The organism is Bacillus sp. YKCMOAS1 (assembly GCF_030268125.1).
Lineage (GTDB): Bacteria > Bacillota > Bacilli > Bacillales > Bacillaceae > Bacillus > Bacillus safensis.
Map to the genome: position 1 here is coordinate 86,575 of NZ_BSEI01000003.1, position 24,634 is coordinate 111,208.

26 protein-coding genes are annotated in these 24,634 nt (G+C 40.6%); 6 read left to right on the plus strand and 20 right to left on the minus strand.

The genetic code is table 11. The features are described from left to right. Nucleotides 1-69: 69 nt before the first annotated feature. Nucleotides 70-777, minus strand: a complete 708-nt coding sequence (locus tag QSJ46_RS09505; RefSeq protein ID WP_047203109.1) for a cytochrome c biogenesis CcdA family protein — start codon at nt 775-777, stop codon at nt 70-72. Between the two features lie 208 nt (nt 778-985). Here QSJ46_RS09505 and QSJ46_RS09510 point away from each other — a divergent pair, with 208 nt between their 5' ends. After that, complete coding sequence (locus QSJ46_RS09510) at nt 986-1,159, plus strand: aspartyl-phosphate phosphatase Spo0E family protein (RefSeq protein ID WP_369810454.1); 174 nt, start codon at nt 986-988, stop codon at nt 1,157-1,159. 261 nt (nt 1,160-1,420) lie between these two features. Here QSJ46_RS09510 and QSJ46_RS09515 read toward each other — a convergent pair whose 3' ends face one another. The 6 genes from QSJ46_RS09515 to yneA all read right to left on the minus strand — a co-directional run bounded on the left by QSJ46_RS09515 (nt 1,421) and on the right by yneA (nt 5,836). Further along, nucleotides 1,421-1,639, minus strand: a complete 219-nt coding sequence (locus QSJ46_RS09515) for a YneF family protein (RefSeq protein WP_003212379.1) — start codon at nt 1,637-1,639, stop codon at nt 1,421-1,423. 84 nt (nt 1,640-1,723) lie between these two features. Next, nucleotides 1,724-2,170: a sporulation inhibitor of replication protein SirA gene (sirA, locus tag QSJ46_RS09520; RefSeq protein ID WP_024425134.1), complete on the minus strand. Its 447-nt coding sequence runs from the start codon at nt 2,168-2,170 to the stop codon at nt 1,724-1,726. Nucleotides 2,171-2,368: 198 nt separating this feature from the next. Continuing rightward, nucleotides 2,369-4,372 (minus strand): transketolase, encoded by a 2,004-nt coding sequence (gene tkt / locus QSJ46_RS09525; protein ID WP_039178912.1) that lies wholly within the window; start codon nt 4,370-4,372, stop codon nt 2,369-2,371. A 187-nt stretch (nt 4,373-4,559) separates the two neighbouring features. Then, nucleotides 4,560-4,790, minus strand: a complete 231-nt coding sequence (locus tag QSJ46_RS09530) for a DUF896 domain-containing protein (protein WP_024425132.1) — start codon at nt 4,788-4,790, stop codon at nt 4,560-4,562. Between the two features lie 69 nt (nt 4,791-4,859). Continuing rightward, complete coding sequence (locus QSJ46_RS09535; protein ID WP_285604645.1) at nt 4,860-5,507, minus strand: YneB family resolvase-like protein; 648 nt, start codon at nt 5,505-5,507, stop codon at nt 4,860-4,862. Nucleotides 5,508-5,524: 17 nt separating this feature from the next. Continuing rightward, on the minus strand, nt 5,525-5,836 hold the full coding sequence (yneA, locus tag QSJ46_RS09540) for a cell division suppressor protein YneA (protein WP_024425130.1): 312 nt from the start codon (nt 5,834-5,836) through the stop codon (nt 5,525-5,527). A 159-nt stretch (nt 5,837-5,995) separates the two neighbouring features. Here yneA and lexA point away from each other — a divergent pair, with 159 nt between their 5' ends. Beyond that, nucleotides 5,996-6,616, plus strand: a complete 621-nt coding sequence (lexA, locus tag QSJ46_RS09545) for a transcriptional repressor LexA (protein WP_024425129.1) — start codon at nt 5,996-5,998, stop codon at nt 6,614-6,616. 45 nt (nt 6,617-6,661) lie between these two features. On the opposite strand, the gene QSJ46_RS09550 is transcribed toward lexA, so the two are convergent. Further along, on the minus strand, nt 6,662-7,111 hold the full coding sequence (locus tag QSJ46_RS09550) for a hypothetical protein (RefSeq protein WP_107163737.1): 450 nt from the start codon (nt 7,109-7,111) through the stop codon (nt 6,662-6,664). A gap of 296 nt (nt 7,112-7,407) precedes the next feature. On the opposite strand from QSJ46_RS09550, the gene QSJ46_RS09555 reads away from it, so the two are divergent. Continuing rightward, on the plus strand, nt 7,408-7,950 hold the full coding sequence (locus tag QSJ46_RS09555; protein WP_039178902.1) for an IseA DL-endopeptidase inhibitor family protein: 543 nt from the start codon (nt 7,408-7,410) through the stop codon (nt 7,948-7,950). A 32-nt stretch (nt 7,951-7,982) separates the two neighbouring features. On the opposite strand, the gene QSJ46_RS09560 is transcribed toward QSJ46_RS09555, so the two are convergent. From QSJ46_RS09560 to QSJ46_RS09590, 7 genes are all read right to left on the minus strand, one after another. Next, on the minus strand, nt 7,983-8,831 hold the full coding sequence (locus QSJ46_RS09560) for an STAS domain-containing protein (protein ID WP_039178899.1): 849 nt from the start codon (nt 8,829-8,831) through the stop codon (nt 7,983-7,985). A 147-nt stretch (nt 8,832-8,978) separates the two neighbouring features. Then, complete coding sequence (locus tag QSJ46_RS09565; protein WP_285604789.1) at nt 8,979-9,359, minus strand: NucA/NucB deoxyribonuclease domain-containing protein; 381 nt, start codon at nt 9,357-9,359, stop codon at nt 8,979-8,981. Between the two features lie 258 nt (nt 9,360-9,617). After that, nucleotides 9,618-10,526: a trypsin-like serine peptidase gene (locus QSJ46_RS09570; protein ID WP_041085128.1), complete on the minus strand. Its 909-nt coding sequence runs from the start codon at nt 10,524-10,526 to the stop codon at nt 9,618-9,620. A 194-nt stretch (nt 10,527-10,720) separates the two neighbouring features. Next, nucleotides 10,721-13,864 (minus strand): bifunctional cytochrome P450/NADPH--P450 reductase, encoded by a 3,144-nt coding sequence (locus QSJ46_RS09575; RefSeq protein WP_285604647.1) that lies wholly within the window; start codon nt 13,862-13,864, stop codon nt 10,721-10,723. Nucleotides 13,865-13,885: 21 nt separating this feature from the next. Beyond that, on the minus strand, nt 13,886-14,464 hold the full coding sequence (locus tag QSJ46_RS09580; protein WP_039178892.1) for a TetR/AcrR family transcriptional regulator: 579 nt from the start codon (nt 14,462-14,464) through the stop codon (nt 13,886-13,888). A 226-nt stretch (nt 14,465-14,690) separates the two neighbouring features. Beyond that, nucleotides 14,691-15,401, minus strand: coding sequence for a DUF421 domain-containing protein (locus tag QSJ46_RS09585; protein WP_107163734.1), 711 nt, complete (start codon nt 15,399-15,401; stop codon nt 14,691-14,693). 64 nt (nt 15,402-15,465) lie between these two features. Next, the gene (locus tag QSJ46_RS09590; RefSeq protein WP_285604648.1) at nt 15,466-17,682 is read right to left on the minus strand and encodes an RNA ligase; all 2,217 of its coding nucleotides are present in this window, start codon (nt 17,680-17,682) and stop codon (nt 15,466-15,468) included. A 110-nt stretch (nt 17,683-17,792) separates the two neighbouring features. On the opposite strand from QSJ46_RS09590, the gene QSJ46_RS09595 reads away from it, so the two are divergent. Next, entirely contained in the window at nt 17,793-17,984 is a 192-nt protein-coding gene (locus tag QSJ46_RS09595) for a hypothetical protein (protein ID WP_285604649.1), read from the plus strand. Nucleotides 17,985-17,996: 12 nt separating this feature from the next. Here the strand turns inward: QSJ46_RS09595 and QSJ46_RS09600 are convergent, their stop codons facing one another. The 4 genes from QSJ46_RS09600 to QSJ46_RS09615 form a co-directional block, all read right to left on the minus strand. Further along, complete coding sequence (locus QSJ46_RS09600; RefSeq protein WP_285604650.1) at nt 17,997-18,905, minus strand: DMT family transporter; 909 nt, start codon at nt 18,903-18,905, stop codon at nt 17,997-17,999. A 154-nt stretch (nt 18,906-19,059) separates the two neighbouring features. Beyond that, entirely contained in the window at nt 19,060-19,911 is an 852-nt protein-coding gene (locus QSJ46_RS09605) for an SDR family oxidoreductase (protein WP_285604651.1), read from the minus strand. A 101-nt stretch (nt 19,912-20,012) separates the two neighbouring features. Then, nucleotides 20,013-20,426, minus strand: coding sequence for an Rrf2 family transcriptional regulator (locus QSJ46_RS09610; protein WP_059375422.1), 414 nt, complete (start codon nt 20,424-20,426; stop codon nt 20,013-20,015). Nucleotides 20,427-20,474: 48 nt separating this feature from the next. Then, on the minus strand, nt 20,475-20,948 hold the full coding sequence (locus QSJ46_RS09615; RefSeq protein WP_052773114.1) for a VOC family protein: 474 nt from the start codon (nt 20,946-20,948) through the stop codon (nt 20,475-20,477). Between the two features lie 165 nt (nt 20,949-21,113). On the opposite strand from QSJ46_RS09615, the gene QSJ46_RS09620 reads away from it, so the two are divergent. Beyond that, complete coding sequence (locus QSJ46_RS09620) at nt 21,114-21,557, plus strand: DUF2188 domain-containing protein (RefSeq protein ID WP_285604652.1); 444 nt, start codon at nt 21,114-21,116, stop codon at nt 21,555-21,557. A 218-nt stretch (nt 21,558-21,775) separates the two neighbouring features. Here QSJ46_RS09620 and ku read toward each other — a convergent pair whose 3' ends face one another. After that, on the minus strand, nt 21,776-22,624 hold the full coding sequence (gene ku / locus QSJ46_RS09625) for a non-homologous end joining protein Ku (protein ID WP_285604653.1): 849 nt from the start codon (nt 22,622-22,624) through the stop codon (nt 21,776-21,778). 115 nt (nt 22,625-22,739) lie between these two features. Here ku and QSJ46_RS09630 point away from each other — a divergent pair, with 115 nt between their 5' ends. Further along, the gene (locus QSJ46_RS09630) at nt 22,740-24,572 is read left to right on the plus strand and encodes a DNA ligase D (protein ID WP_285604654.1); all 1,833 of its coding nucleotides are present in this window, start codon (nt 22,740-22,742) and stop codon (nt 24,570-24,572) included. The last annotated feature ends 62 nt before the right edge of the window (nt 24,573-24,634 follow it).

The following is a 24,634-nucleotide window of genomic DNA, read 5'->3' on the forward strand; positions in this document are numbered from 1 at the left end:
GGTCAGCCTATGTATAATATACTCCAATTGACGAAAAAAAACCATTCGCCGCGACTGTAGAAAACGATTTCAAAAGCCTGTAAAGCCGCCAAACAATGATGAGAACATGATGATAATCCATGTGAGAAGATCAAAGAACAGCAAAATCCCTACCACGATCATAATGATCCCGCCGATTCGCATGATAAGCTGCTGACGCTTTCTGATCCATCCCATTTTCGTAATGAAAAAGGAGAGAATAAAAAACGGGACGGCAAATCCCAATATATACGCAATCATATACATGACCGCCGACTCAGGATTGTTACTTGCCAGTGTGATGACAGCGGATAAAATAGGTCCAGTACAAGGTGTCCATCCAGCGGCAAAGCCCATTCCGATGAGAATGGATCCAAAAAAACCAGCAGGACGATTTTTGAACTGTATTCTCTTTTCGCCCATGAGGAAAGAGGGCTTAAATACGCCAAGAGTCATAAAACCAAAGAAAATAATGAGGATGGCTCCAATTTGACGAATCGCTTGATGATAATCATTAAAAAACTTCCCGACAAACGATGTCCCAAAGCCTATCGCAATAAATATAATAGAGAACCCAACTAAAAAGAATAATGTGTGAAGCAGACTTCTTCTTCTCAGCATCACCTTCTCAGATTTCACTTCATCTATACTAACGCCCGTAATATACGATAAAAACGCTGGATAAAGCGGCAGACAGCAAGGTGAAATAAAAGAAAGAAATCCTGCTCCAAATGCTAAAAAGTAATTCAAATCTGTCAAAAGAACACCCCCTTCTTACAATATACAATAAGAGATGACAAAATCATTTCATTTTTTTTACATCACCTCAATAAAGATGGTCTATTCTCTTAAAACCTTATATAATTTAATTTGACATCAAGATAATGAATCCTTTAAATTTGAAAATAAACCTTAAAATGGATATAATAGAATCGATTCTTTTTATCAAGATTTGCATGAAAGGAACATGACTTTGGTAAAAACATCATTATTAACTCAAATCGAAGAAAAAAGAGAAGAGCTGATGAAAGTTGTCTTGCACAATGGGATGACATCAACAGTGACCATTGAGCATAGCCAGCAGCTAGATCATCTCCTCTTACAATATCAACGACACTTACACTCAAACTCAGCCAACTAATCATACTTCATGATATCAATCATGCCGCACAATTATTAGAACAGTTGATATGGTGACCATAAACGAAACAAAAACCTCTGACATAGGGGTTTTTTGTTTTTTACAAGCTGCTTGACGCCATAATAAAAACCACCTTCCCTGCTTCATTCATGCAAGTACAGTGGTTTTAAGCGTCTGATGAAGGTGAATTGAATAAAGAAAGGACAACGCTTGTCCATTCTTTATAACCATGTTCCATCTATGATCATAATATCGTACGTATTATTTCGCTTGGTTGTTCATGGCTTTCATCATTTGATTGATTTTCTTCTGGGACGGTTTCATGCCCATTTGCATCATCATCATTCGAAGCATTTGTTCATTAATCGGTGGATTCTTTTTCAAATAGCTCATCATATACTTACGAGCAATAAAGAATCCGAGTGCAACTCCTGCAAGCAGTGCAACAACGCCTACAAGGATGACAACCCATAAATCCATAATTCTTCCTCCTTCATGTTGTCTCGTATAAAGTGTACTAAACAAAAGGCTATTATACAACATTTCACGTTCAATTTTATTTTTTTAAACAAAATTCCTCACTTTTACTGGATTAAGCCACCCGTGCTTCTTTGAACTAAAGTCCATCGCAAGAAAACAAGGGCTGATTTTTCTCAGCACTTCAAAAAACACCGCTTCTGCCTCATAACTACCAGTCGCAGACATTTGGATATACCGGTCTTTAATAATAAATGCTGCGGTTCCTTTTCCATCTGGTAAGGAAGCGCTGTAAATCGAGCCTATTTGTGTATAGTGAATGTTCGTTAAGTTATTCATGAGACGCTGGTGCATATGAAAAGCAGGGATTCGTTTCGTCACATAATCCACTTGCTTCACAAGCATAACTAACTCATCGTCGGTGCGATTCGTCCAGTGTAACGACTCAAACAAATGAAACAAAATAGATTCCCTGCCAAAATAGTGATGTGCAAATTCATCCTCAATCCAATAAATATAATAATGGCGTTCCATGTCTATCCCTTCCTTTCACATTTCGTCAATCTCGTTTATTGCTTGTATTATACAAAAATGTGAAAGAAAGAATTGTCTATATATGAAGCAAGAAGAAACTAGTTTTGTCAAAAAAACAAGAAAAAAGAAAAAAGTTTGCAGAGCGGATGAAAATGCTCTGCAAACAGATAGCAAAAAAGCATGATGCTTGGAGTTCGTTTATTTATTCAGCTTCGCTTTCACACGGCTGACTACATTGCTGACAGTAAATCCGTATTTCTCGATAATGGTTTCACCTGGTGCAGAAGCGCCAAATTTATCAATTGCAATCACGTCACCGTCAAGGCCAGTGTAACGCTCCCAGCCAAGTGACGCACCCATTTCAATCGCAATACGTGCACGTACTGCTTTAGGAAGAACGGATTCTTTGTATTCGTCTGACTGCTGATCGAAGCGATCCCATGCAGGAAGGCTGACAACAGATGCGCGGATACCCTCTTTTTCAAGTGCCTTTTGCGCTTCAATGGCTAAACCAACCTCAGATCCTGAAGCGAGTAGAAGTGCTTCTGGCTGTGCATCAGCTGCTTCAACCACAACGTATCCACCCTTTTCTACTCCCTCATATGCCTTCTCTGGTGCCTGGTCAATCGTTGGAAGGTTTTGACGAGTAAGAACTAGTGCAGTCGGTTTATCCGTTGAAGATACAGCTAGTTTCCACGCTGCAGCTGTTTCATTTCCATCTGCTGGGCGAATAACGGAAAGGTTAGGCATCGCACGCAGTGAAGCAAGCTGTTCAACCGGTTCATGTGTTGGACCATCTTCACCAACAGCGATACTATCATGAGTAAAGACGTATGTGACTGGAAGTCCCATTAAGGCAGCAAGACGAATCGCTGGTCTTAAGTAATCTGAGAAAACAAAGAACGTTCCGCCGAATACACGAAGACCGCCGTGAAGTGCCATACCGTTGAGCGCCGCACCCATTGCAAATTCTCTCACACCGAACCAAATGTTTTTGCCGGCATAATTATTTTTACCGAAATCATCCGTGTTTTTAATCGTTGTTTTGTTTGATCCAGCAAGGTCAGCAGACCCGCCAATAAAGAAAGGTACTTGCTTTGCAATACCATTTAACACTTCGCCTGAAGAAGCGCGGGAGGCAAGGCTTGAACCTGCTTCATAAACAGGAACCTCTTGGTCCCAATTTTCAGGAAGCTTTCCTTCAATCGCAAGCTTCAGCTGTGCTGCCAGCTCTGGATATTCTTTTTCGTATTGCGCAAACAGCTCATTCCAAGCTGCTTCTTTTTTCTGACCAGCGTCTTTGACAGCTTCTTTGAAATGATCGTACACTTCAGAAGGTACATGGAAATCTTCTTCAAACGTCCAAGAGTAAGCATCCTTCGTCAGCTTAGCTTCCTCGCTGCCAAGAGGTGCACCATGCACACCAGACGTTCCCGCACGGTTTGGCGAACCGAAACCGATTGTTGTTTTCACTTCGATTAAAGTAGGTCTGTCTGTGCTTTGTTTCGCCTTTTCAATAGCAGCTGTTACTTCTTCGATGTTGTTGCCGTCTTTCACGTAAAGAACTTCCCAGTTCATCGCTTCAAAACGATTCTTCACATTTTCAGAGAATGAACGATCTAAGTCGCCATCTAAAGAAATGTCATTTGAATCGTAAAGAACGATTAAACGGCCTAAGCCTAAATGACCAGCAAGTGAAGCAGCTTCAGAGGAAATCCCCTCCATTAAGTCTCCATCTCCGCAAATGCTGTATGTATAGTGATCTACAACCTGAAAGTTGTCTTTGTTATACGTTTCCGCAAGATGTCTTTCTGCAAGTGCCATCCCTACTGCCATAGCAATTCCCTGGCCTAAAGGACCTGTTGTGGCATCTACGCCTTCTGTGTGTCCAAATTCAGGATGTCCAGGTGTTTTGCTTCCCCATTGGCGGAATTGTTTTAGATCATCGATGCTCAGATTGTATCCGCTTAAATGAAGCATGCTGTATAGAAGCATAGAACCATGTCCCGCAGATAAAACAAAGCGGTCTCTGTTAAACCAATTTGGATTTTGCGGACTTACGTTTAAGTGATTCGTCCATAAAGCGTACGCCATTGGTGCAGCACCCATCGGCATTCCTGGGTGACCGGAATTCGCTTTTTCAATTGCGTCTATGGAGAGAGTACGTATTGTTGCAATAGATTTCAATTCAATCGTTTCCATATAAATCCCCTTCCGTATCTTGTGTACACCATTATCATAAATCTACTGTCCTTTTTTCACAACTATTTCACGCTGAAAAAGAAGGATTTTGTCACATTTAGTTTATCGATCACCTAAAAAGTTATGCAAATATGAAAAAAGACGAGAATAATCTTCCCATCTTTTCAAAATTCAAGAAATCAAAGCCTTAATGAAGGTTCTGATCTTTTTCTCTTTTTAATTTTTCTGGTGTGACATCGTTTCCTTCAGGATCAACAATCTTGACAGTTTTAAGTGTATTTTTCATAGAAGAACGAAAAGCTTTCAAATACTCTTCTCTCAACTGCTTTTGTTCTGTTTTTTCAGCGTCTGATAAACCGGTCTCTTTCGACTTTTTTGAAAGCTCATTTATTCTTGCAAGCTGTTCTTTAGAAATCATGACAAACTCCTTTAAAGCATTTTCTCTACATACTACTAAATATCAATCATTTTGACAACAAATCACGCTTTAGGTTATAAGACCTTTTTCATATTCTTGATACCTTCTATGCACCGTTGCTTTTGAAATGTCAAAACCTAATGCCTGAAGAGTTGCGGCAATTTCGGCGAATGTCATGTTGTTTTTTCTTAATCGAACAATTTCTGAAATCGGCACTTCAATACGCTCACGGCCAGGTGCATGGTCCTGCTGCCTTAAATTCAGTTCAGGCTGATATCCGCGCTCAACTGCCCTTTTCATTCCCCGCTTGATTTTCAGGTTATGAATTTTCCGTTGATACTCTTCGACGACTCCTACAATCTCAATGACCATTTCATCTGCTTCTGAAAGCTCAAGCTCTCCTCTATGAAACACGCTGTATACCTTTACGCTCTCTTTAAATAGACAATGAAGGAGCGCAATTTTTGCTTGTCCTCTTCCAAGACGTGTTTCATCCTGGATCAGAACGGCATCGATTGACTCTTCCTTCAGTGTAGCAAGCATTTCAAACACACCATCACGATCTAAATCATATCCACTTGCTTTTTCTTTGATGACTTTGACCACATTCATCTTGTGCATGGCAGCTAACGCCAGCAGTTCTTCTTCTTGTCTTTTCAGCGAGGTTTCCTGCTCCTCTTTGACAGTGCTTACTCTCGCATAAATGATTGCGTTCATGTCTCAAATCGACCTTTCTATTGTACTGTTGCAAGCTGATATACGACTGGATGCTCTTTTTTGACGGGTATGACAAGAATGTCGCCAGGCTGGATTTCAGTTGAAGCAAGATCATTGTGTTCAGTAACCCAGTCAATAAATGCATTTTTGTCGATTGATTTGCTGTCGTTTACTTGATCAGCTAATCCCCAAAGAGTATCACCTGATTGAACCTCTATTTTAACATACTGATTTGAATCATTATGGCTTGTGACTGCAATAAGTGAGAGAAATATGCCAACGATGAATGAGAATACCCCAATAAAAATAATAGATTCTTTTAACCTCATAATGTCATCTCTCCTAATAGAATATGTGTTCGCTCTTTCTGTCACTCATTATAAATACGAACAAACGTTTCTGTCAAACGTTTTTTTCGAACCTATGTTTGTACTGTTAGGAAAAACATGCTATAATTTCTTTAAAATTGACGTTTTGAGGTGCAAAAGATGACGAAGCTATCAAAAAGACAACTCGATATCCTGAAATTCATCAAAGATGAAGTAAAAAGCAAGGGCTATCCCCCATCCGTCCGTGAAATTGGAGAAGCTGTCGGTCTAGCATCCAGTTCAACGGTCCATGGACATTTAGCTAGACTAGAAACAAAGGGCTTAATTAGAAGAGACCCGACAAAACCTAGAGCGATCGAAGTACTAGATGAAGAGGAAATGAATATTCCAAAGAGTGCTGTAATGAACGTTCCAGTCATCGGAAAAGTAACGGCCGGTCTTCCTATCACCGCTGTTGAAAATGTAGAAGAATACTTCCCTCTTCCAGAGACTTTTGCAGCACCAGATGAACAAGTGTTTATGCTTGAAATTATGGGAGAAAGTATGATTGATGCAGGTATTTTGGACAAGGACTATGTCATTGTGCGTCAGCAAAGCACCGCTAACAATGGAGATATTGTGGTCGCCATGACAGAGGAAGATGAAGCGACAGTGAAACGCTTTTATAAAGAAGATACACACTTTAGATTACAGCCAGAGAACCCATCAATGGAACCGATTATTTTACAGAATGTGAGTATACTAGGTAAAGTGATTGGCGTATTTCGAAATATTCATTAAAAAAAGCCGGTATTTCATCAGCTGCTGATGAGAACCGGCTTTTTCTTATGCACAAGAATAGGCAAGAATACTTGAACTTGGGAAGGAACCAAATGTAAAGTTCGGCCATATAAAGCCAGTGGTTCGGCCAAATGGCTGTGAGGAAAGGATATACATCAAAAATACTTGACCGTTTCTCAAAAACACAATTGTCCATCTTCTATTACATCCCGCTGCAAATTGTACAGTTTGATGGCCTCCGCCAACACCGTGCCCAGATATAAGCGACTGCATACTCTGTGGCTGCGAGAGTGCTTGCTGATACTGCGAAATGATATGCTGCGGCGGTGCCGGCGGGGCTGAGTGTCCGCCTGAACCTTGCCCTGGCCAAGTACCTCCTCCTCCAGTCGGAAATCCAGGAAACCCTCCACCTGAAGGAATACCAACAGATGGAAACCCCTGCATCTGCCTATCATATGAGTACCCATTCCACACACCTTCATACGGATGATACATATTAAACACCACTTTCTTTAGACATTCATCACGACAGTATATGTCATAAATAAAAAAAGTGTGTTAAACGTCTAAATAGAAATTTTTCCAAAAGACGTTTCGTTCTTCTTTAGAACGGTTAAATAATCATTAAGAAGAAAAATAAAAAAAATGAAAACTTTTTGTCTCCCTCAAACGTTATATTATTAGAAACAAAAGAAATAAAAAACATTTAGATTTAATACTTGTAATATCACTGTAATTATTGTAACATTTGTAACATAAGAAGTTTTCATTGAGAAAAGGAGGCAATTGCCTTGAAAAAATTATTTGTTTTATTAACTGCTATTATGCTTATGATCTCATTACAAACAACAACATTGGCCGCTTCCAAGAAATCAGCCGCTTTGACAAATAAAGAAGCGTTACATATTGCCCTTGATGCAAGAGAACATTTTTGGAGTGCAATGTCAGGCTACAAAATTAAAGAACATTCTAATTACAAATTAAAATCATTTACCTATAAAGATATGACATACAACTATCTTTCTAAAACATTTGATACAAAGAAAAAATTAAACAGCTACCTATCTCAAGTGTTCACTCAAGATGCCATCAAACATGGTTTAAAAGATTATCAGTTTATTGTTCATAAAGGCAAAATGGCTGTTCCAGTCGGTGACGGAGACAACATGCTCAATTGGGAAAAAGCCACACCTAAACTTGTTTCTAAAAAACAAACAGTCCGCACATATGAATTTACTGTCCCAACACTTGATGGACGCAAAGTAAAACGAACTGTTACGTACGAAAAAGTACAAAAAGATTGGAAAGTCACACAAATTGACGCTGTCATCTAAATAAAAAACCAGGCCTCTCATCGGCCTGGTTTTTATATTGGAGAAAATTCAGTCATGCGGTCCAGCGCGTGAGCAAGTGATGATGCCGTGCGAAATTCATTAAATGGAAGCCCGAGCTGTACTGCTGTTTGAGCAATTTCTGGTCTAATTCCTGAAATGGTCGTCTCTACTCCAATTAATCGAAGTGACGTGACAAGATCAAAGATTTGATGAGCCACCATTGTATCAATAATGACAACACCAGATAGATCAATACATAAATGCTGAACCCCTTTTTGCGAGCACTGTTTTAGCGTATTTTCTAAAATAATCTTTGCTCTCGCTGTGTCAATATCACCTACTAAAGGCAACAACGCAATCTGGCTTTTTAAAACAATCACCGGTGAACTCAATTCATAAATCATATCTCTTTGAGCCACAAGCTTCTTCGTTGTATTTTTCACATATTGCTGGATAAACACATGGATTGATATATTAAACGCTTCGGAAATTAAATCATACCAATAAAAAATGCGATCAATATCAATGTCACCTTGACGCTGTTTAATAAATTCTTTTAAGTAATGCAGAACGACTCTTTGATTGGACATGTATTCTCTTACGACATAATCTAATGGTGTATTTAAATGCTTCGGATCACTGGCTAAATCCTCAGACCATTTTTTAAATTCAGTATGTAAATATGTCTTGTCTTCAATAATAGCTCGTATAAAGTGCTGGTAATAATCTTGATTCTGCCGTTTTAGCTCTGCAATGATGCTGGAATCTGTTGAACGATATATCGATTCTGGATCATCGTCCTCAATTGATTCATACCATGTTTCAGTCAGCTTCTCTGCATGCTGCATAAAAAAATCGTATAATGCACGGTTCTTATCCATAAGCAAATGTCCCTTCACATTTTCTTCTTGTCAGTCTTTGTACCTTATAGATTGATTGTACCACTGAATCTTTTTTTCCTGCCAGCTCGGATACGCTCTGATCATATACAAAAAAGCACCCGATTGAGGGGTGCCTTTTCCTCAGATTTATTTCACAATGAATAATATTCTTTTCCCATCAGGAAATCCGCTGATTTGGTGCCCGACCCATGAGCCTGCTCCCCTATTATCAGATGGACTGACATATTGAACGCTTGCGCCTTTTCCTCCCTCAAGACAAACCGCCATCGGCCATTCATCCCGGTCAAAGCCAGGTTTTGTCGGAATCCCTTTTAATGATTCTTGCCTGCGGGCATCTGCTCCATTCCTGTCAATGGTACACACATCTGAATGCCCTTTTCGAATGGCTTCTTGAATATGACTGCCTGTTTCAGGGTACCTTTCCTTTGGAAATTGAACGACATGATCATATCGATCAGCCCCTTTTGCTGCCTTCTTCTCTCCAAATCCACCTGACAACATGCCCATCCATATCACAAAACATAAGGCGACAGCAGCGATCCAGAATCTTTTCATCTTCAAAAGCGCGTGACCTCCTCATCCATCTCAAGCATGATTTTGACTTAAAGGAAATGTGACATTTTAATGTATGAGTGGTTCGCGGATGACATGTGAAAAAATTGATGAAGCTCTCAATCTCAAATCCATAGGTTAAAAAATGAACCCTCTATTAAATGAATTCATACAAAAAAGCTTGTCTCCTATGAAGGAAACAAGCTCTATTTTTTATTGCGCTTTTGCATAGTTTATAAACTCAACAAAGGCAGCTGTCGCTTTTGGACCGCCATTCATCGTTCCGTTTGAATACCCAGCGTTATGAACTCCAACGATTTGCTGGTTCTGATCTAGCATGGCAGAACCTGAATTTCCGCTGAATGTATCAATCGTATAGTATGCTAGATTCGTATCTTCTCTCGTCACAGGACCTGACATCTCCCATTGTGACACCTTGCCAGTCGATCTCATTTTATCACCAGGATATCCTGAGATTTTAATGGTTGTCCCAGTCAAGTTTGTCACCTGGCGGATGGATCGGTAGCCGACCGTATTGCCAATATTCGTATCGGTTTTGATTACGGCAAAGTCATATTGGCTTGCACCAGTATTAATATACCCGCTTGGCACATAGAACTCAGTCATTTTTGCTGAACCGTTCACCGCAGTACTATCATTCATACCTGGATATACGGTTCCTTTTTCACTATAGCTTCTCGATGCCGTATTGTACACGCAGTGTCCGTTTGTCAAAATTTTATTAGGAGCAATGAGTGTCCCTGTACAGCTGGAGCCGCCAAATGTAATATAAGCAATCGAATTGTATGGTGCTACTCTTGTATTTGCTACTTTGGTTCTACCATCGTCTCCAATGACGACTTTTGTTTGAAAATCTTTTAAATATTTTGATAGTGGTTTTACTTTTTCGCCAACAGTAGAAGAAAGATCATCCACTTTGTCAAAGGATGAGGGGGCTTTCGTATCATTGTGGAAATCACTTGAAGAAATCACTTTTCCATCAGAAGTCACCATGTCATAATCAGACGTTAGTACTGAATCTGATGTGGCATGGGCAAAACTAGGCACACTTAAAGCACCAAAAACGAGAAGAGAAGGGAGTAACATTTTCACCTTTTTCATCATATTCCTCCTTTATGTCCTATATCAAAAATCATACGATTGTTTCATATTGGAGTAAATGAGAGAATATTCTTATTTTTTACAAAATATTTCATTTTTAAATTAGGTGTTTTGTATCTTCCCAACCTTCATTCTATCGATCTCTTACTATATGAACAGAAAAAAACCGCCTAATTGGCGGTCTTTCCTCTTTGTCAGCTCCACACATCTTTTACATATCTATTGTCATTTGCAAGGGCTGTCAGCCAATTTTCAGCTGTTTCCTTCGAGCATTGTTTCTCTTTTTGATAGAGATCGATTAGTGTAGCCTCTACATCTGGGGCCATGACTTTTCCGTCTCCGCACACGTACAGATAAGCTTCTTGATCAAGCAATTCGATGAGCATGCCTCCGTCTTCTTTCAACAAATGCTGGACATATACTTTTTGCTCATCGTAACGAGAATAAGCACGATGGATATGGACAACTCCGTTTTGTGCGGCAAGCTGCATTTCATCAAAATATAGATCATCTTCCTCAGGGTGACGGCAGCCAAAATATAAGTGGGCTTCGCCTAGCTGCTTTCCTTCTTTCTGCCACACTTCTCTTGCCTGAACAAATCCTCTAAATGGAGCAATTCCTGTACCTGGTCCGATCATGATCATCGGCACTTCTGATGAAGGAGGCAGCTGGAATCCGTCTTGCGCTTCATGCAGGAAGCAGGCTACTTCTTCTCCTTCTTTTAGACCACATAAATAGGTTGAGGCAACTCCGGCATATTCTCCTCTGCCACTCCACGCTTTATCTTTTACAACTGCTACTGTGATACTGACTTTTTCTTCATCTACCTTAGGCGAGCTAGAGATCGAATAATAACGCGGTTTCAAACCTGGTAAAAGCGCCAAAAAGTGTACAAACGGTAGCTCGCACGCTTCATATTGATCTAATAAATCCAGCATGGTTACTCGTTTCTTTAAAATGGCTTCTTGATATGCTTCACCAGCCATTTGTTCAAGCTCCACGCGGTGAGGCGGACATACCGTATGTGCTGCGAGCTCTCTTAGCTGTGTACGTGTAGCAGGCTCTTGAAGCTCAACATGTGAGGCGAGTAATTCTTTGATTGGAATCGGCTGATCTAATGGTAAATGACTTGCCTCTTTCTCAGATGAAAGCTTGATGTGCTGCTCTGGATTTAGTTTAAAACGGCGGGTCACACGCTGAACGAGTGCATCACTATTTTTCGGTACAATCCCGATATGATCCCCTTCTTTGTATGCTTTTTCAGCAGGCAATTTCAATTCAATATGTCTTGTCTGCCTCGTGCTTGTTTCTGATTGTAATTCTTCATTTTTCAATACAACAGCTGAAAAGGCATCATATATTTTAGCTACAGGACGCTCCACTAGCTCATTCGTATAAGCAACTGATAGGTTTGGTTTTTCCTTCCCCTTTTCTTGGAAGGTGAGCTTAAATTCTTTTGCAAGCTGTTCAAAGACAGTTTTCTGGAAGATTTCTTTATCCTCATCCATATCACCGCCTGCATCACCTTCTCCTAAATCAGCTACACGTTTGGCACCTTTTCTTTCAAGGGCCTCATCAATCAAACGGGGGATTCGCTGGTACGTACTCGCCCAGTTTCGATCTCCGCATCCAAAGACCGCAAATGTCACGTTTGATAAATCCTGCTCCTCATCCTGCGCCAGCCAATCCACAAATTGCTTCGCATTGTCAGGCGGATATCCGTTGTATGAAGCGGTCACGATGAGGACAGCACCTGTATCTGGCAATTGGCGTGTATATTCATCAAGCGGCGCAGTGGTCACTTCGAATCCTTTTGCTTTCCCGTCTTCCGCCAATTCGTTCGCTATTTGCTTTGCTGTGCCAAGATTCGATCCGTACAAAACTAGCAGCGGTGTACCGTGACTCGGCACTTTTGACTCACCAGATTTGGTGCTTTTCTTCGGTTCTTCTTTCGGTGGTGCCATAAAGAATTGCTGCTTCCTTGGCCGCACCTTGATTTTGAAATCGTTTGGTTTAATCGTCAGAGATTCTTTTAAATCAAGCTCATAAGATGTGTGATCAATTAACTCTAAATTATGCAGAACCATCGCGAGAACCATCGTAGCTTCATGCAGGGCAAACTGCATACCGATACATGCACGCTGTCCATTCCCAAAAGGCTTGTAAGCATGCTGCGGGATTTTCTCAGGATTCGTAAACCGCTCTGGTTTAAATTCTTCAGCATCCTCGCCCCATACCGCTGGATCCCGGTGTAATTTAGGGAGCAGAACAGAGACACTTTGATTCTTGTGAATCGGATATTTCCCCCCGATTACTGTATCCTCTTTCGCATAAAGAGAGAACGTAGGCGCGGTTGGCCAGAGGCGAAGGGCTTCATTTAATACCATACGAGTGTAGCTTAGCTTTTGCACCTGTTTAAATGTCGGCAATCCGCCTTGCAGCACCTCATCTGCTTCTTGGACAGCTTTCTTTAATTTCTCTGGATTCTTTAGTAAGAAATAAATCGCAAAGGATAGCAGGCCGCTTGTTGTTTCGTGCCCTGCAATTAAGAAGGTGATGATTTGATAACGGATATTTTCATCAGATAAACGTTCACCTGTTTCAGGGTCCTCTGCATGCAGCATAAGTGACAGTAAATCATCGCCTGTTTTATCTTGTTTTCTTCGCTCCTGTATAATGTCATCTACTAATTGCTTCATAAAATCGACATGCTGATCAAATTCTTTTCTTCTTTTGATCATGAGTTTATCTGCAATCGGCAATCGGCCCGACTGCTCCATTGCTTCATTTAAGCCTTTCAGCATGCTTTCAATGAATGGATGCTGGTTTTCTTTATAAAAACTGTTAAAGCGAAAATCAAAACCGCAAAGACCGATCGTATCTAAAGTCAGCTTTGTCATATCCTCAGCTACTTCAATTTCTTCATCGCGGCCTGTTCTTTGCCATTTTTGCACGAGTTGTGTGGCAATATCGAGCATCATCTCATGATAGCCCTTCATGGCCTGCTGGCTGAATGCTGGCATCAAAATTTGATGAGCCTTTCTCCAGTTCGGTTCTTCTGTCCAGCTCGTAAATAACCCATCTCCTGCAAAGGCTCTTACTTTACTGAGACTAGTCCCAATAAATTTATCAAAACGGCTCTCATCAAATACTTCTTGGACAAGTTCATGGCTGGAAACAAAAATACTTGTTGCATTTGAAAATTCAAACTGAAAAATCGGTCCTAATTCGTCTGCCAGCCGCCAAAAAGTTTGAGAAAGCTCCCCCTTTTTTATATGGGGAATATTTTTAAAAGGTCCGTATGTTTTTGGTTTTGGAATGATTGATGTTTGCTTCATATGTCCACTCCCTTTATCTCTTTATGATGCAACGCTGATGGCGCGCCATAAACATTGCTCAATCTCCTCTAAAAATTCTATTGTTGGCTCTATTTCTTCTGCAAGAATTTGTTTATGCAGCTGCACAAAAGCACCAAATACAATCGATAAAATGGTTCTGCCTGAGAGGTTTGGATGAATTCCATCCTTTTTCCCTTCTTCAAAGATAAGGAACAGCTCATGTAACAAATGCTGCATTTTCTCTTTGCTCGTTTCGTCTAAGTAATGGGACCGTTTATCAATCTCTAAAAAATACAGCCCGCTTGGATTCTCCTTTGTAAACAAAACCAAGCAATAAAATACATGCTTAAAGTACGCACGAATACTTACCTTTGGATCTGGACTGTTTGTGTTCATTTTTTCGATAAATGCTGAGAGGCTGCGCTGGTACAAAATATTGACGAGTGCCTCTTTGCTGTCGAAATAACGGTAAATGGTGCCCGCTCCGACGTTTGCTCTTTTTGAAATCATCGGCATTGTGGTGCCATCAAAGCCTCGTTCTATAAATAGTTCCAGCGAAGCTTTCATGATCTGTTCTTGTTTATCAGTCACTGCTGGCATTTCATCCCCTCCTTAAAAATATAGGAATGAACGTTCATTCCGCTTGCGGTATGTTATATTAATATTTCAATTTCATCTATTTATACTTAAACACACTTATTTTACTCCGTCACCACATTTTCTGAAAATAATAATAATTGAGAAATGATACCTAGGCACAAGACATCCAAAGGACTTATAAAGATTGTCAAATGTGTGTCATGCAGGTGTCATCAGCACTACACATTCATTCCTGATCGATTGGTGACTGAATGTGGTCTTCATATGTATCAATATATAAGCTTCCATTACTTGAACGGACAGCATAAACAATGTCCTTTAAGGACAGCTGCCTTTTTTTAAGCTCTTCTTCTATCCATTGCTCTGTTAAATGATTTTCATGTATGTTTTTTTGGATGAGTTTCCCGTCCATGATGACTTCAATCGGCATGTAACGCTCTGCCTTCATGAATAATTGAAGGTCCTTCCGTGTGACATTTTCAAACGAAGGGTATTTTTTCACTGACATATGCCCATCTGTTTCAATCATGGCAAATTCAACTTCACTAATATCAAAGATGTCTTTTTCTCTCAGCTGCTGATTTAAATAATCAAGGGTATATCTCATCCCCTTCATATTTCCTTCAAGAATTTTTCCATTTTGTATGACAAGAGTTGGTTTACCAGCCATCAGCCCTCTCATCTTTCGGCTTCTTAATGCAAGCAGGGAAATCACATAAATAATCATGACAAGTGACACAAAGGAAATCGTTGTGTGCTGAAGCGGGAGCGTTGTATTAAACGCCAGGTTTGCTGCAATTGAACCTAAGCTGATGGCTGCAATAAAATCAAAAATATTCATCTGCGCAATGGTTTGTTTTCCTAGAAGACGTGCTCCTCCAAATAAAATCGCAAAAGCAAACATCGTTCGAAGAATCACTTCAATATGGTCAGACATGCAAGTATCCACCTTTCATTTGCATCAAAAAAAGCCTTTTCCTTAGAAAAGACTCTTTGTTAGACTATGCATTTATTTCATCATTATTCAATTGGGCAGTACTGCTTTGTTCAAATTGTGATCGCAGTTCAATAATTGAGCTATTCCTCACATGATCTGCTTCTTGCTCAAGAAGCCATGTATAGAACCTAGCTTGCTCCGCTGTTTGCAAAGCATTCATATATTTTTGCGAGGAACGCTTCTCTGCAACGCGCTGCTTGATCCCGCGCATCTGCTTCCAGAATTGATAATAAGGGAGCTTGAGTTTGGTCATAAAGCCGCGAGCGTCCTCCATGACATATCCCTCTTCTTTAATTGTGTCATCATGAGAGACCGCTTGATACCATTTATAAAAAGACGTCCAATCATGGAAAACAGCCACTTCCTGCTTGCTGGATATTCCAAGCTGCTTTCTTAATCTTTTCACTTCAGCGAATGGTGCTTTTTCGTAGCTTAACTGCCGCTTCACTATATCGAGTAAAATGAGTTGATCTTGTTCATATGTGATAATATGTGGATCTTTTTCTGGCAAAATGACTTCAAACACCAGAGATACATGCTGGTCACGGACGTATGATTTGATGTAGTCAGCCTGCACGTCATCGAAGGTCTTATAAAATAGCTCTTCGACCCAGGAAGCATGCTGATTTTGTTTCACATGTGATGTATACGATTTGGACGTAAACACCAATTCATCTTCCATTTCATTATACCCAACAGTTCCTAAGTATCCATTTGCTTTATCATATACGGTGACAGGGAATTGTAGATGGTTCACTAAATGCTGCATTCTTGTCTCTGGACGCTCATCAATGTTAAAAAATTTATTGTAGCTTCTAGACACAATCTGCTTTGAAACCATGTTGACAAACAAACCTCTTGCCTTCACATTCACATCGTCCCATTGCCGCTCACTAAAAGCCTTTTTCGTAAAATTAAAGGATGAAATATGGTGCGGAAGCTTTAATTCCTGTACATATTCATGCTGATCTAAATGAGCTAAAAAATCATCCAGTGAAATATCTGGCTGAACAGCAGCTGATTGTTTTTTCTCAGAGGCCCTGTAGACTGGATTGTCAATTTCATGAGTCTCAATCCCTTCAGCCGTGATTTTCAACACCCGCAGCTGCCCCCCAAATTCAACCTGACCTTCTAGGTTATAAGATCTTTCCGCTGCGTGAATTGGCAGTCTGTATAAATTGCGATGACCGTGAATTTGGATGACATCCAGCCCAGCCGTGTTTTGAACAAACAAGTGATCAATGTCATCTGAATATTCTCCTACGCCGTGAATGAGCTGCTGTGTTGAGACATGCAGAAGCTCTTCTGGCAAATGAGCAAGCCCCCCGTGGGTAACAAGAAATGTCTGGCCATGGTATGTAAAATACGTAAGCTGGTGAAATGTTCTAACAAACTTTCGTACTTCTTTTAAATCAAAATCAGCTGCTTCGATTTCAGGCGCAGTATGACGATTAAACATATTGCTTTTGACCTTTTCACCATGCGCAAACCGGTATAAATGCTGATCATGATTGCCTTCAATGACGATGACATTCCGGCATTCTCTATGGGCGAGCATCCATTCTAATACTTCTTTGTTTTCTATCCCTCTATCAAGAAGGTCACCTGCAAAGATATAAAGTTCGTTTTCTTTGATATCTCCTTGCAAATAGGTGGTAAGTGCGGTGTAACAACCGTGAATATCTCCGAAAACATGAATGGCCTCATATTGATCAAAGGATCGAGGCTGATAGGTCATCACTTGCGGATATTCCTCCGGCTTCAAAACAGTCACCCATGATGGGACCTTTTCTGTTTTTAACCGCTCGTTCATTTGATACAAAACAGATTCCCGCACCACTTTGTGAGATTCACGTGAGCGATTTTGTAAAAGAGCTGTTTCAAGGGGCACCTGCGTGAAATCGACGACATACACCCTGTAACGATAAGATGTCGCTAAAGACTTATATTGAGAAATTGATTTGCTTGAATTATGTGTCGCATCAATCACAGTAAAGTCTCCTCGGTCCATACGGGCTGTGAGTAAATCGAATAATAAAGACCAAACTTTGTGGTCATGCTTGCTTGAAATGTCTAGTTTCCCATTGACTGATAGCTGCGGTGGCTGGGTTAACAGCCGGATTTGATCCGCTGATAAAGTGTAAGGCTCTAAGCCTTGTTCTTTGATCCATGTTGATTTACCTGCGCCTGGGAGACCTCGTAAAAGGACTAAAGTTCTCATATTGGTTCTCCTTTAATGAGTGATATTTTACCTATTATAGATAAATTATGGATAAATCTCAATCTTTTATTGATTATGGTAATATATAGATAGAAAGGGAGGTTTTATGTATGTCTAATGGAGAGAATATGGCATTCAATATGGGAGATCTTCTATTTCAAATGTTCTCTCTTCTGTTCATTGCCTTTATTGTGACAATCATTGTCATCGCATTTCGCATGATTAGAAGAAAACGAATGGAATTGAAAAAAATCGAGGCAAGATTAAACAAAGTAATTGAAAAAAACGATCTAAAAGAGTAAAAAATCCGGGAGCTAACCGGATTTTTTTGTTTTCATCACGATTCCTTGACGCTGCTGCATCAAAAAGAAAAAAACACCTAAAAGAACAAGCAGACCGCCAAGCATTTGGAGCAGCGTGACTTTCTCTCCAAGCAGCCATACAGCAAGGATCGTTGCCCCAACAGGTTCTCCAAGTATACTCATTGAAATGGTTGTCGCATTAACATAAGTTAAAAGCCAATTATTAATGACATGAGACATAGTGGGAATGATAGCGAGCAAAAAAAAGATTCCCCATTCTTTAGCCGGATAGCCTATAAAAGGGGTTTGCTGAATCAGATTGAATAAAATTAAAAAAAGACCGGCAAAACCAAATACACAAAAACTATAAATCCAATGAGATATTTTTCTGACAGCCTGTTGACCTATTAACAAGTAACAAACAACAGCGATCACACTCAAAAAGGATAAAATATCTCCTAAGATGGCTTCCTTGCTATGACCAATATCTCCCCAGCCTATCATAAGGGCACCAACAATCGCTGCACACATCGTCAATAGAGCAGACATCGTCGTTCGTTCACGGAAAATGAGGAATCCGCCTAATAAGGACACCATCGGTTGTAGAGCGATAATAATGGTAGAGCTTGCCACTGTCGTCAGCTTTAGTGAGCCAAACCACAGCACAAAATGGAGGCCTAAAAAGAAGCCTGACATACATAAGAAAAACCAGTCTCTGCGTTTTATTGAGAGAAATTCTTTTTTTCTTGGCAGGATAAATGGCAGCATGAAAGCCGCCGCAAAGATCATTCGATACATACTTAAAATAGCAGCAGGTGCATTTGACCATTTCACAATGATTGCAGAAAACGAAATAGCAATTATCGAAATCACAAGTGGCAGTGCAATTGATTTCGTTTGAGCAGTTGTCTTGATTTCCATTAGCAGCTTCCTTTACATCAGCAGTAGATGAGCAGTTCATCTTATATGTCGTCATCTTACTATGTCCATTCACCTAGTGGCAAGATGATTTTTTAATCTGGCGTCAGCTTGTTGGATGAAAAAAACACCCTTTTCATAGGGCGTTTTTTGATGTTTATTTTGAAATCAATTCACGAATTCTTTCTTCAATAGGTGTTAACGGCCGGCCTAGTAATGTTTCGAAATCTTGGCTTTCGACAGCTAATGCACCATCGCGAATGCCGCTTTGAATGGCTTTGACAAATGGCACTGCTTCTTTTGGTACACCATTTGAAGCTAAAAATTCTCCAAATGTATCTACATCTATTTTTTCTACTTTGATTTCTTTTCCGCTCACCTTGCTGACAATTTGTGCAAGTTCACTATGCGTCCGAAGAGGTCCTGACAGTTCATATATCTCCTGATCATGTACTGGAAGTGATAACGCATTTGCTGCCGCTTCTGCGTAGTCATTTCTTGCTGCCCAGCCAACCTTTCCTTCGCCAATAGGGCTTAAAAATGGTGCGCCGCTGACTGACGCCAGAATCGTATCTTTTTCGTTTTCAACATACCAGTTGTTTCTTAAAAATACATGAGGAATGCCAGAGGCCAAAATGGCTTCTTCTGTTTTGGCATGGTCATTTGCAAGGACAAGCTGACTCTCTCTTGCATTGACAACACTTGTATAAGCAATAAAACTCACATTTGCTGCTTTCGCCGCTTCGATTGCCGCTTTATGCTGCTGCACGCGGTCTCCATCCGCCGTTGAAATGATCAACAGACGGTCAATGCCCTCAAATGCTGATGTCAGGGTGTCTGGCTGAGTAAAATCTCCACGGCGTACATCCACCCCAGCATCCTTCAAATGTGCTGCTTTTTGCGGATTTCGAACACTGACTGCAATTTGTTCAGCCGGTACTTTTGTGAGCAAATGCTTGACGACGAGCGATCCAAGTTGTCCTGTTGCACCTGTTACTAATAATTTCATTTGTTTGACCTCCTCATTTTTCGTTCAACGGTGATGTGCATTCGTTATAATCGAAATGGTTACAACAAAGGTGTAAAAAAAGCTCCCATGTACGAGCTTTTTTATTCCGCCTCTGTTAATAATTGCTGAATTGTCACTTGCTTTAGGTGATTCTCAAGTGCAGCTTGTGCTTCTTTTAGTTCATGCCGAAGTCTCGTGTCCATCGCTTGACCAATCGGGCATGCGATGACGGGCTGATGAAAGTTAAACAATTCTTCATCCTCGCTTACATCCACAGCACGATACACATCTAACAGCGTAATATCCCCAGCCGCTCTTTTTAAATAAGCACCGCCTACTCCGCGGCGAATCTCAATGAGACCCGCCCGTTTGAGCATTGCCATCATTTTTCGAACAATGGCTGGATTTGAATTCACGCTCTCTGCAATAAAATCACTAGTACACTCTTTTGGAACACCTGCAATAAATGACACAATATGAACAGCAATCGGATACCTGCTGCTAATTTGTTTCACAATCTTTCACCACCGTTGTAATCAATATAGTTACAATAAGTGATTTTGTCAATCAATAAACGGATTTTTCTTTCGTTCCCAATCCTCATACGTCATGATATCGTAGTCTTCTCCTGTATCAAGTTCAAGCGGAGCAATGCATTCAAGCAGATTCTCATCTGGGTCAAGAAAATAGATCGCTGCATGAAATTGCGGCGGATTATCGAGAACTAAAGGCTGCTTTTCTTCTGAAAAACCAAACATTGGATGAATGCTGATGCCTCTTTCGATCAGCCAGGATTTGATCTGTTCGATGCTGGATGTTTTAATTTGGAAGGCTAAATGTCGAGTTGCTACGTGATATGGAATAGTGGACATATCTGCTTTCCATATGCCAAGCCAGCTCTTTCCTTTCTCAATCCATAAAAAGGCTACTCTTTCATTCTCATGAGCAAGTGTCAATCCCAATTTTTCATAAAACGCAATAGATGTCTTCAAGTCACTCACAGGTAAATGTGCTTCATACAGTCCTTTTATCATCATCAAAATCACTCCTTTTCTACCTTCTATTCTGCGGGAGTTGATGAAATTCTGCCTCAGCAAAACGATGTATTTTAGCTCTAACATTGGTTTGAGAGACATTGTATGTTTGACCCTTTGCAGATGGGGGAAGGTGTTCAAATAAAATAACAGAAAGGAGCGGTTTATATGCCTTGGACGATGAACGATTATCCAGCTTCATTTCAATCATTAGACAACGTCATTCGAAAAAAAGCGCTTGAGATTGCCAATAAGATGATTCAGGAAGGCTATGAGGAAAATAGAGCCATTCCAATTGCAATCAGTCAAGCGAAAGAGTGGAAAAAGAATGCCACAGAGAAAGAGATAGAAAATTTCTCATCTCATGGTTCTGTCAAACCTTCTGAAGGCAGCAGCTCTTCGAGACCAGAGCTCATGGATCATGCGCAGCATGTAGTAAAACACGAGGAAGGCTGGGCGGTTCAAACAGAGAAAGCGAAACAAGCAAGTGATGTCAAAGAAACAAAACAAGAAGCAATTGACCGGGCAAAGGAGATTTCAGCTAATAAAGGAACATCTGTTGTCATTCACCGAAAAGATGGGACGATTCAGGATGTGTTAAAGCCGCAATAAGACCGCTCGTCAGCGGTCTTAGCGTGTAGACAAACCCTCGCATTCGGTGTCAGTCCTGCGTGCCGGTGCTCACGAATGTTAAATTCGCTCCGCTCCGGTACTCGTTCCTTCCTAGACTGCAAAGGTTTTCTATCACGCTGAAGGAAAACAAAAGGCTAAAATAAAGATCATTTTAGTCTTTTGTCAACAATTTAAGACCGCTTGTCAGCGGTCTTATTTTATGCATTCTTTTCTTTTTTCGCTGGTGTTTTTCTTTTCTTAGGTGCTGCTTTTTTCGCTTTGGCTGGTTTTGATCGGTCGATTGATGCCTGTAGTGCGGCCATCAAATCAGTCACATTGGATGCAGGATCTTTTTTGCCTGTCGTTTCTGGCTGAACGGTATGTTCTCCAGATATTTTATCGCCAATTAAATTCATCAGCTGTTCTCTGTATTCATCCTGATATGCCGCTGGATCGAATGTTGTGGTCAGCTGCTCGATTAAAAGGAGCGCTGTATCTAACTCTTTCTTGACAATGTTCTCCTCTTGGGGGATATTCGGTACATCTGATACTTGTCTAATTTCGTCAGGGAAATGAATGGTTTCCATCAGCAAAATATGTTCATAGCACCTAACGATCGCTAATTGCTCCTTTGAGCGGATCATAATTTTTGCCACACCAATTTTCCCAGATTCCTCTAGAGCTTTTCTTAATAATGAATAAGCCTTCGCTCCCCCGGTATCCGGTGATAAGAAGTAACTTCTTTCATAATAGATGGGATCAATCTCTTCAATCTTCACAAAATCAATGATTTCAACGGCTTTTTCTTCATTTTCTTTTCGCAGTTTTTCTAGCTCTTCATCGTCCAATTCAATAAATTTATTTTTCGCATATTCATACGCCTTCACGATTTGTTCCGGCGCTACCTCTTCACCGCAATGGGCACACACTTTCTTGTAGTTAATGGGCGTGTGACACTCTTTATGCAGCTGTCTTAATTTAATGTCTTTGTTCTCTGTAGCGGTAAACAGCTTGACTGGAATATTGACCAATCCGAAACTAATGCCGCCTTTCCAAACTGTATGCATCGTGCTTCCTCCGTTCTTTTCTCCTTACTATGTAATGTTTTCATCAGACTTATGTATGTGATTGAAAATTTCATCCCACTCTAAGAACACATGATATAAGGAAGTGACATGCACAATGAAACCTATGCGATTAACACCTGCACATGATATACCTGCCGGTGCAGACTGGGTGTATGAATTAAAATATGATGGCTTTCGGGCTATTCTTGTATGGGAAGAAGACGAGATTCGTTTAGAAAGCAGGGCCGGAAAACGGCTAAATGAGCAGTTTCCTGAAGTGATGGAGCAGTGCGAACAATTAAGAGACCAATTTGCTCCCTTTTTACCGCTGACGCTTGACGGAGAATTGGTCTTTTTACTGAGTGAACAGCAAAGCGAGTTCGCGAAGGTTCAGCAAAGAGGCAGGCTGAAAAACAAAGAAGCCATTCAACGACAGGCTGAACGATTTCCATGTCATTTCATTGCGTTTGATCTATTAAGATGTAAAGGGAAACCTCTCGTTGATTTACCGTTGACGGAAAGAAAAAATCAGCTGCAACAAGTTTTCCAAGACGCAAAACTCCCTTCATCAGTTCAGCTGGAGCACCCTTCCCTTCTGCAGGTCATTCATACAGACCCAGACTCTGAATACATGAAAAACTTGATGACGATGTATTTAGCAGAAGGATTAGTAGCGAAAAAAAAGACGAGTAAATGGTATGACAATACTCGTTCAAAAGAATGGCTAAAAATGAAAAACTGGCGGTATGTGTCTGTCATTGTAACCCGTTTTGACAAAGAAAATGGCTATTTCCAAGGCTCCATTTATCAAGATTCGGCTCTCATCGAGGTTGTCCAATTCAAGCATGGATTTTCTAAAGAAGAAGAACAAACACTGCGCACGCTATTCCAGACAAAGGGCCAGTTAACAGGAGGATCAACATATGAAATCCCTCCTTCTATTGTTGCCAGCATTGCGTGTATATCCTTTGATGGTTCGGCGTTAAGAGAGCCGCGTTTTTCTTCCTTTTTACTAGATGCGGATCCAGCAGCATGTACAATTCAGCAAATGCTCAAACAGCTGTATCCACTCCCTATTGTTATAGACGTCACTCACCCTGAGAAACCTATTGTCCCGGCCCTTCAACTGAACAAGGCAGATTACTTACTTTATTTAAGACAAGTGGCTCCCTATCTTTTGCCCTTTTTACGTGAAAGGCGTCTTACTTTAATTCGGTATCCGCACGGCAGTAGAGACGAATTCTTTTATCAAAAGTCAACTCCTGATTATGCGCCGGATTTTGTTTTGACAGATGAAGTTGATGGTATTTCTTACACGGTCTGTAATGATCCTCGTACGCTTCTTTGGCTTGGCAACCAGCTGGCGATGGAATTTCATATCCCTTTTGAAACAAGAGATACGGATCGGCCGACAGAAATCGTCTTTGATCTGGACCCGCCATCTGTAAATGAATTTCATCTAGCCATCGAAGCTGCTAAACGAATCAAAGCGCTTTTAGACGGACTTTTTCTCACAGCCTTTATTAAGACAAGCGGAGGCAAAGGGCTTCAAGTCTATATTCCTTTAAAGAAAAATGCCTTCACATACGAAGAAACAAGACAATTCACTTCGTTTATATGCCAATTTTTATGTGAGCAAGCACCGGATCTATTTACTCTGGAACGTCTTAAGAAAAATCGCGGCAATCGCTTGTATTTAGACTACATTCAGCATGATGCTGGAAAAACAATTATCGCTCCATATTCCCCGAGAGGAAATGAGCTTGGACTTGTTGCGACACCGCTTGAATGGGACGAACTCTATCATGATGAGCTTCATCCTACTCTTTTTACGATGCCAGCTGTTATAGAGCGTTTAAAGGAAAAAGGCGATCCGTTCCGCCGCATGAGGCACCTTGTGAATGATGATGCTTTTAGACAAGTCTTACATCAGCTTGCACACATGTGACCTTCTCATCAGATGGACATCCGCGGTCATGAAGCGTTACACTTATTCATTAGAGAGGAAGA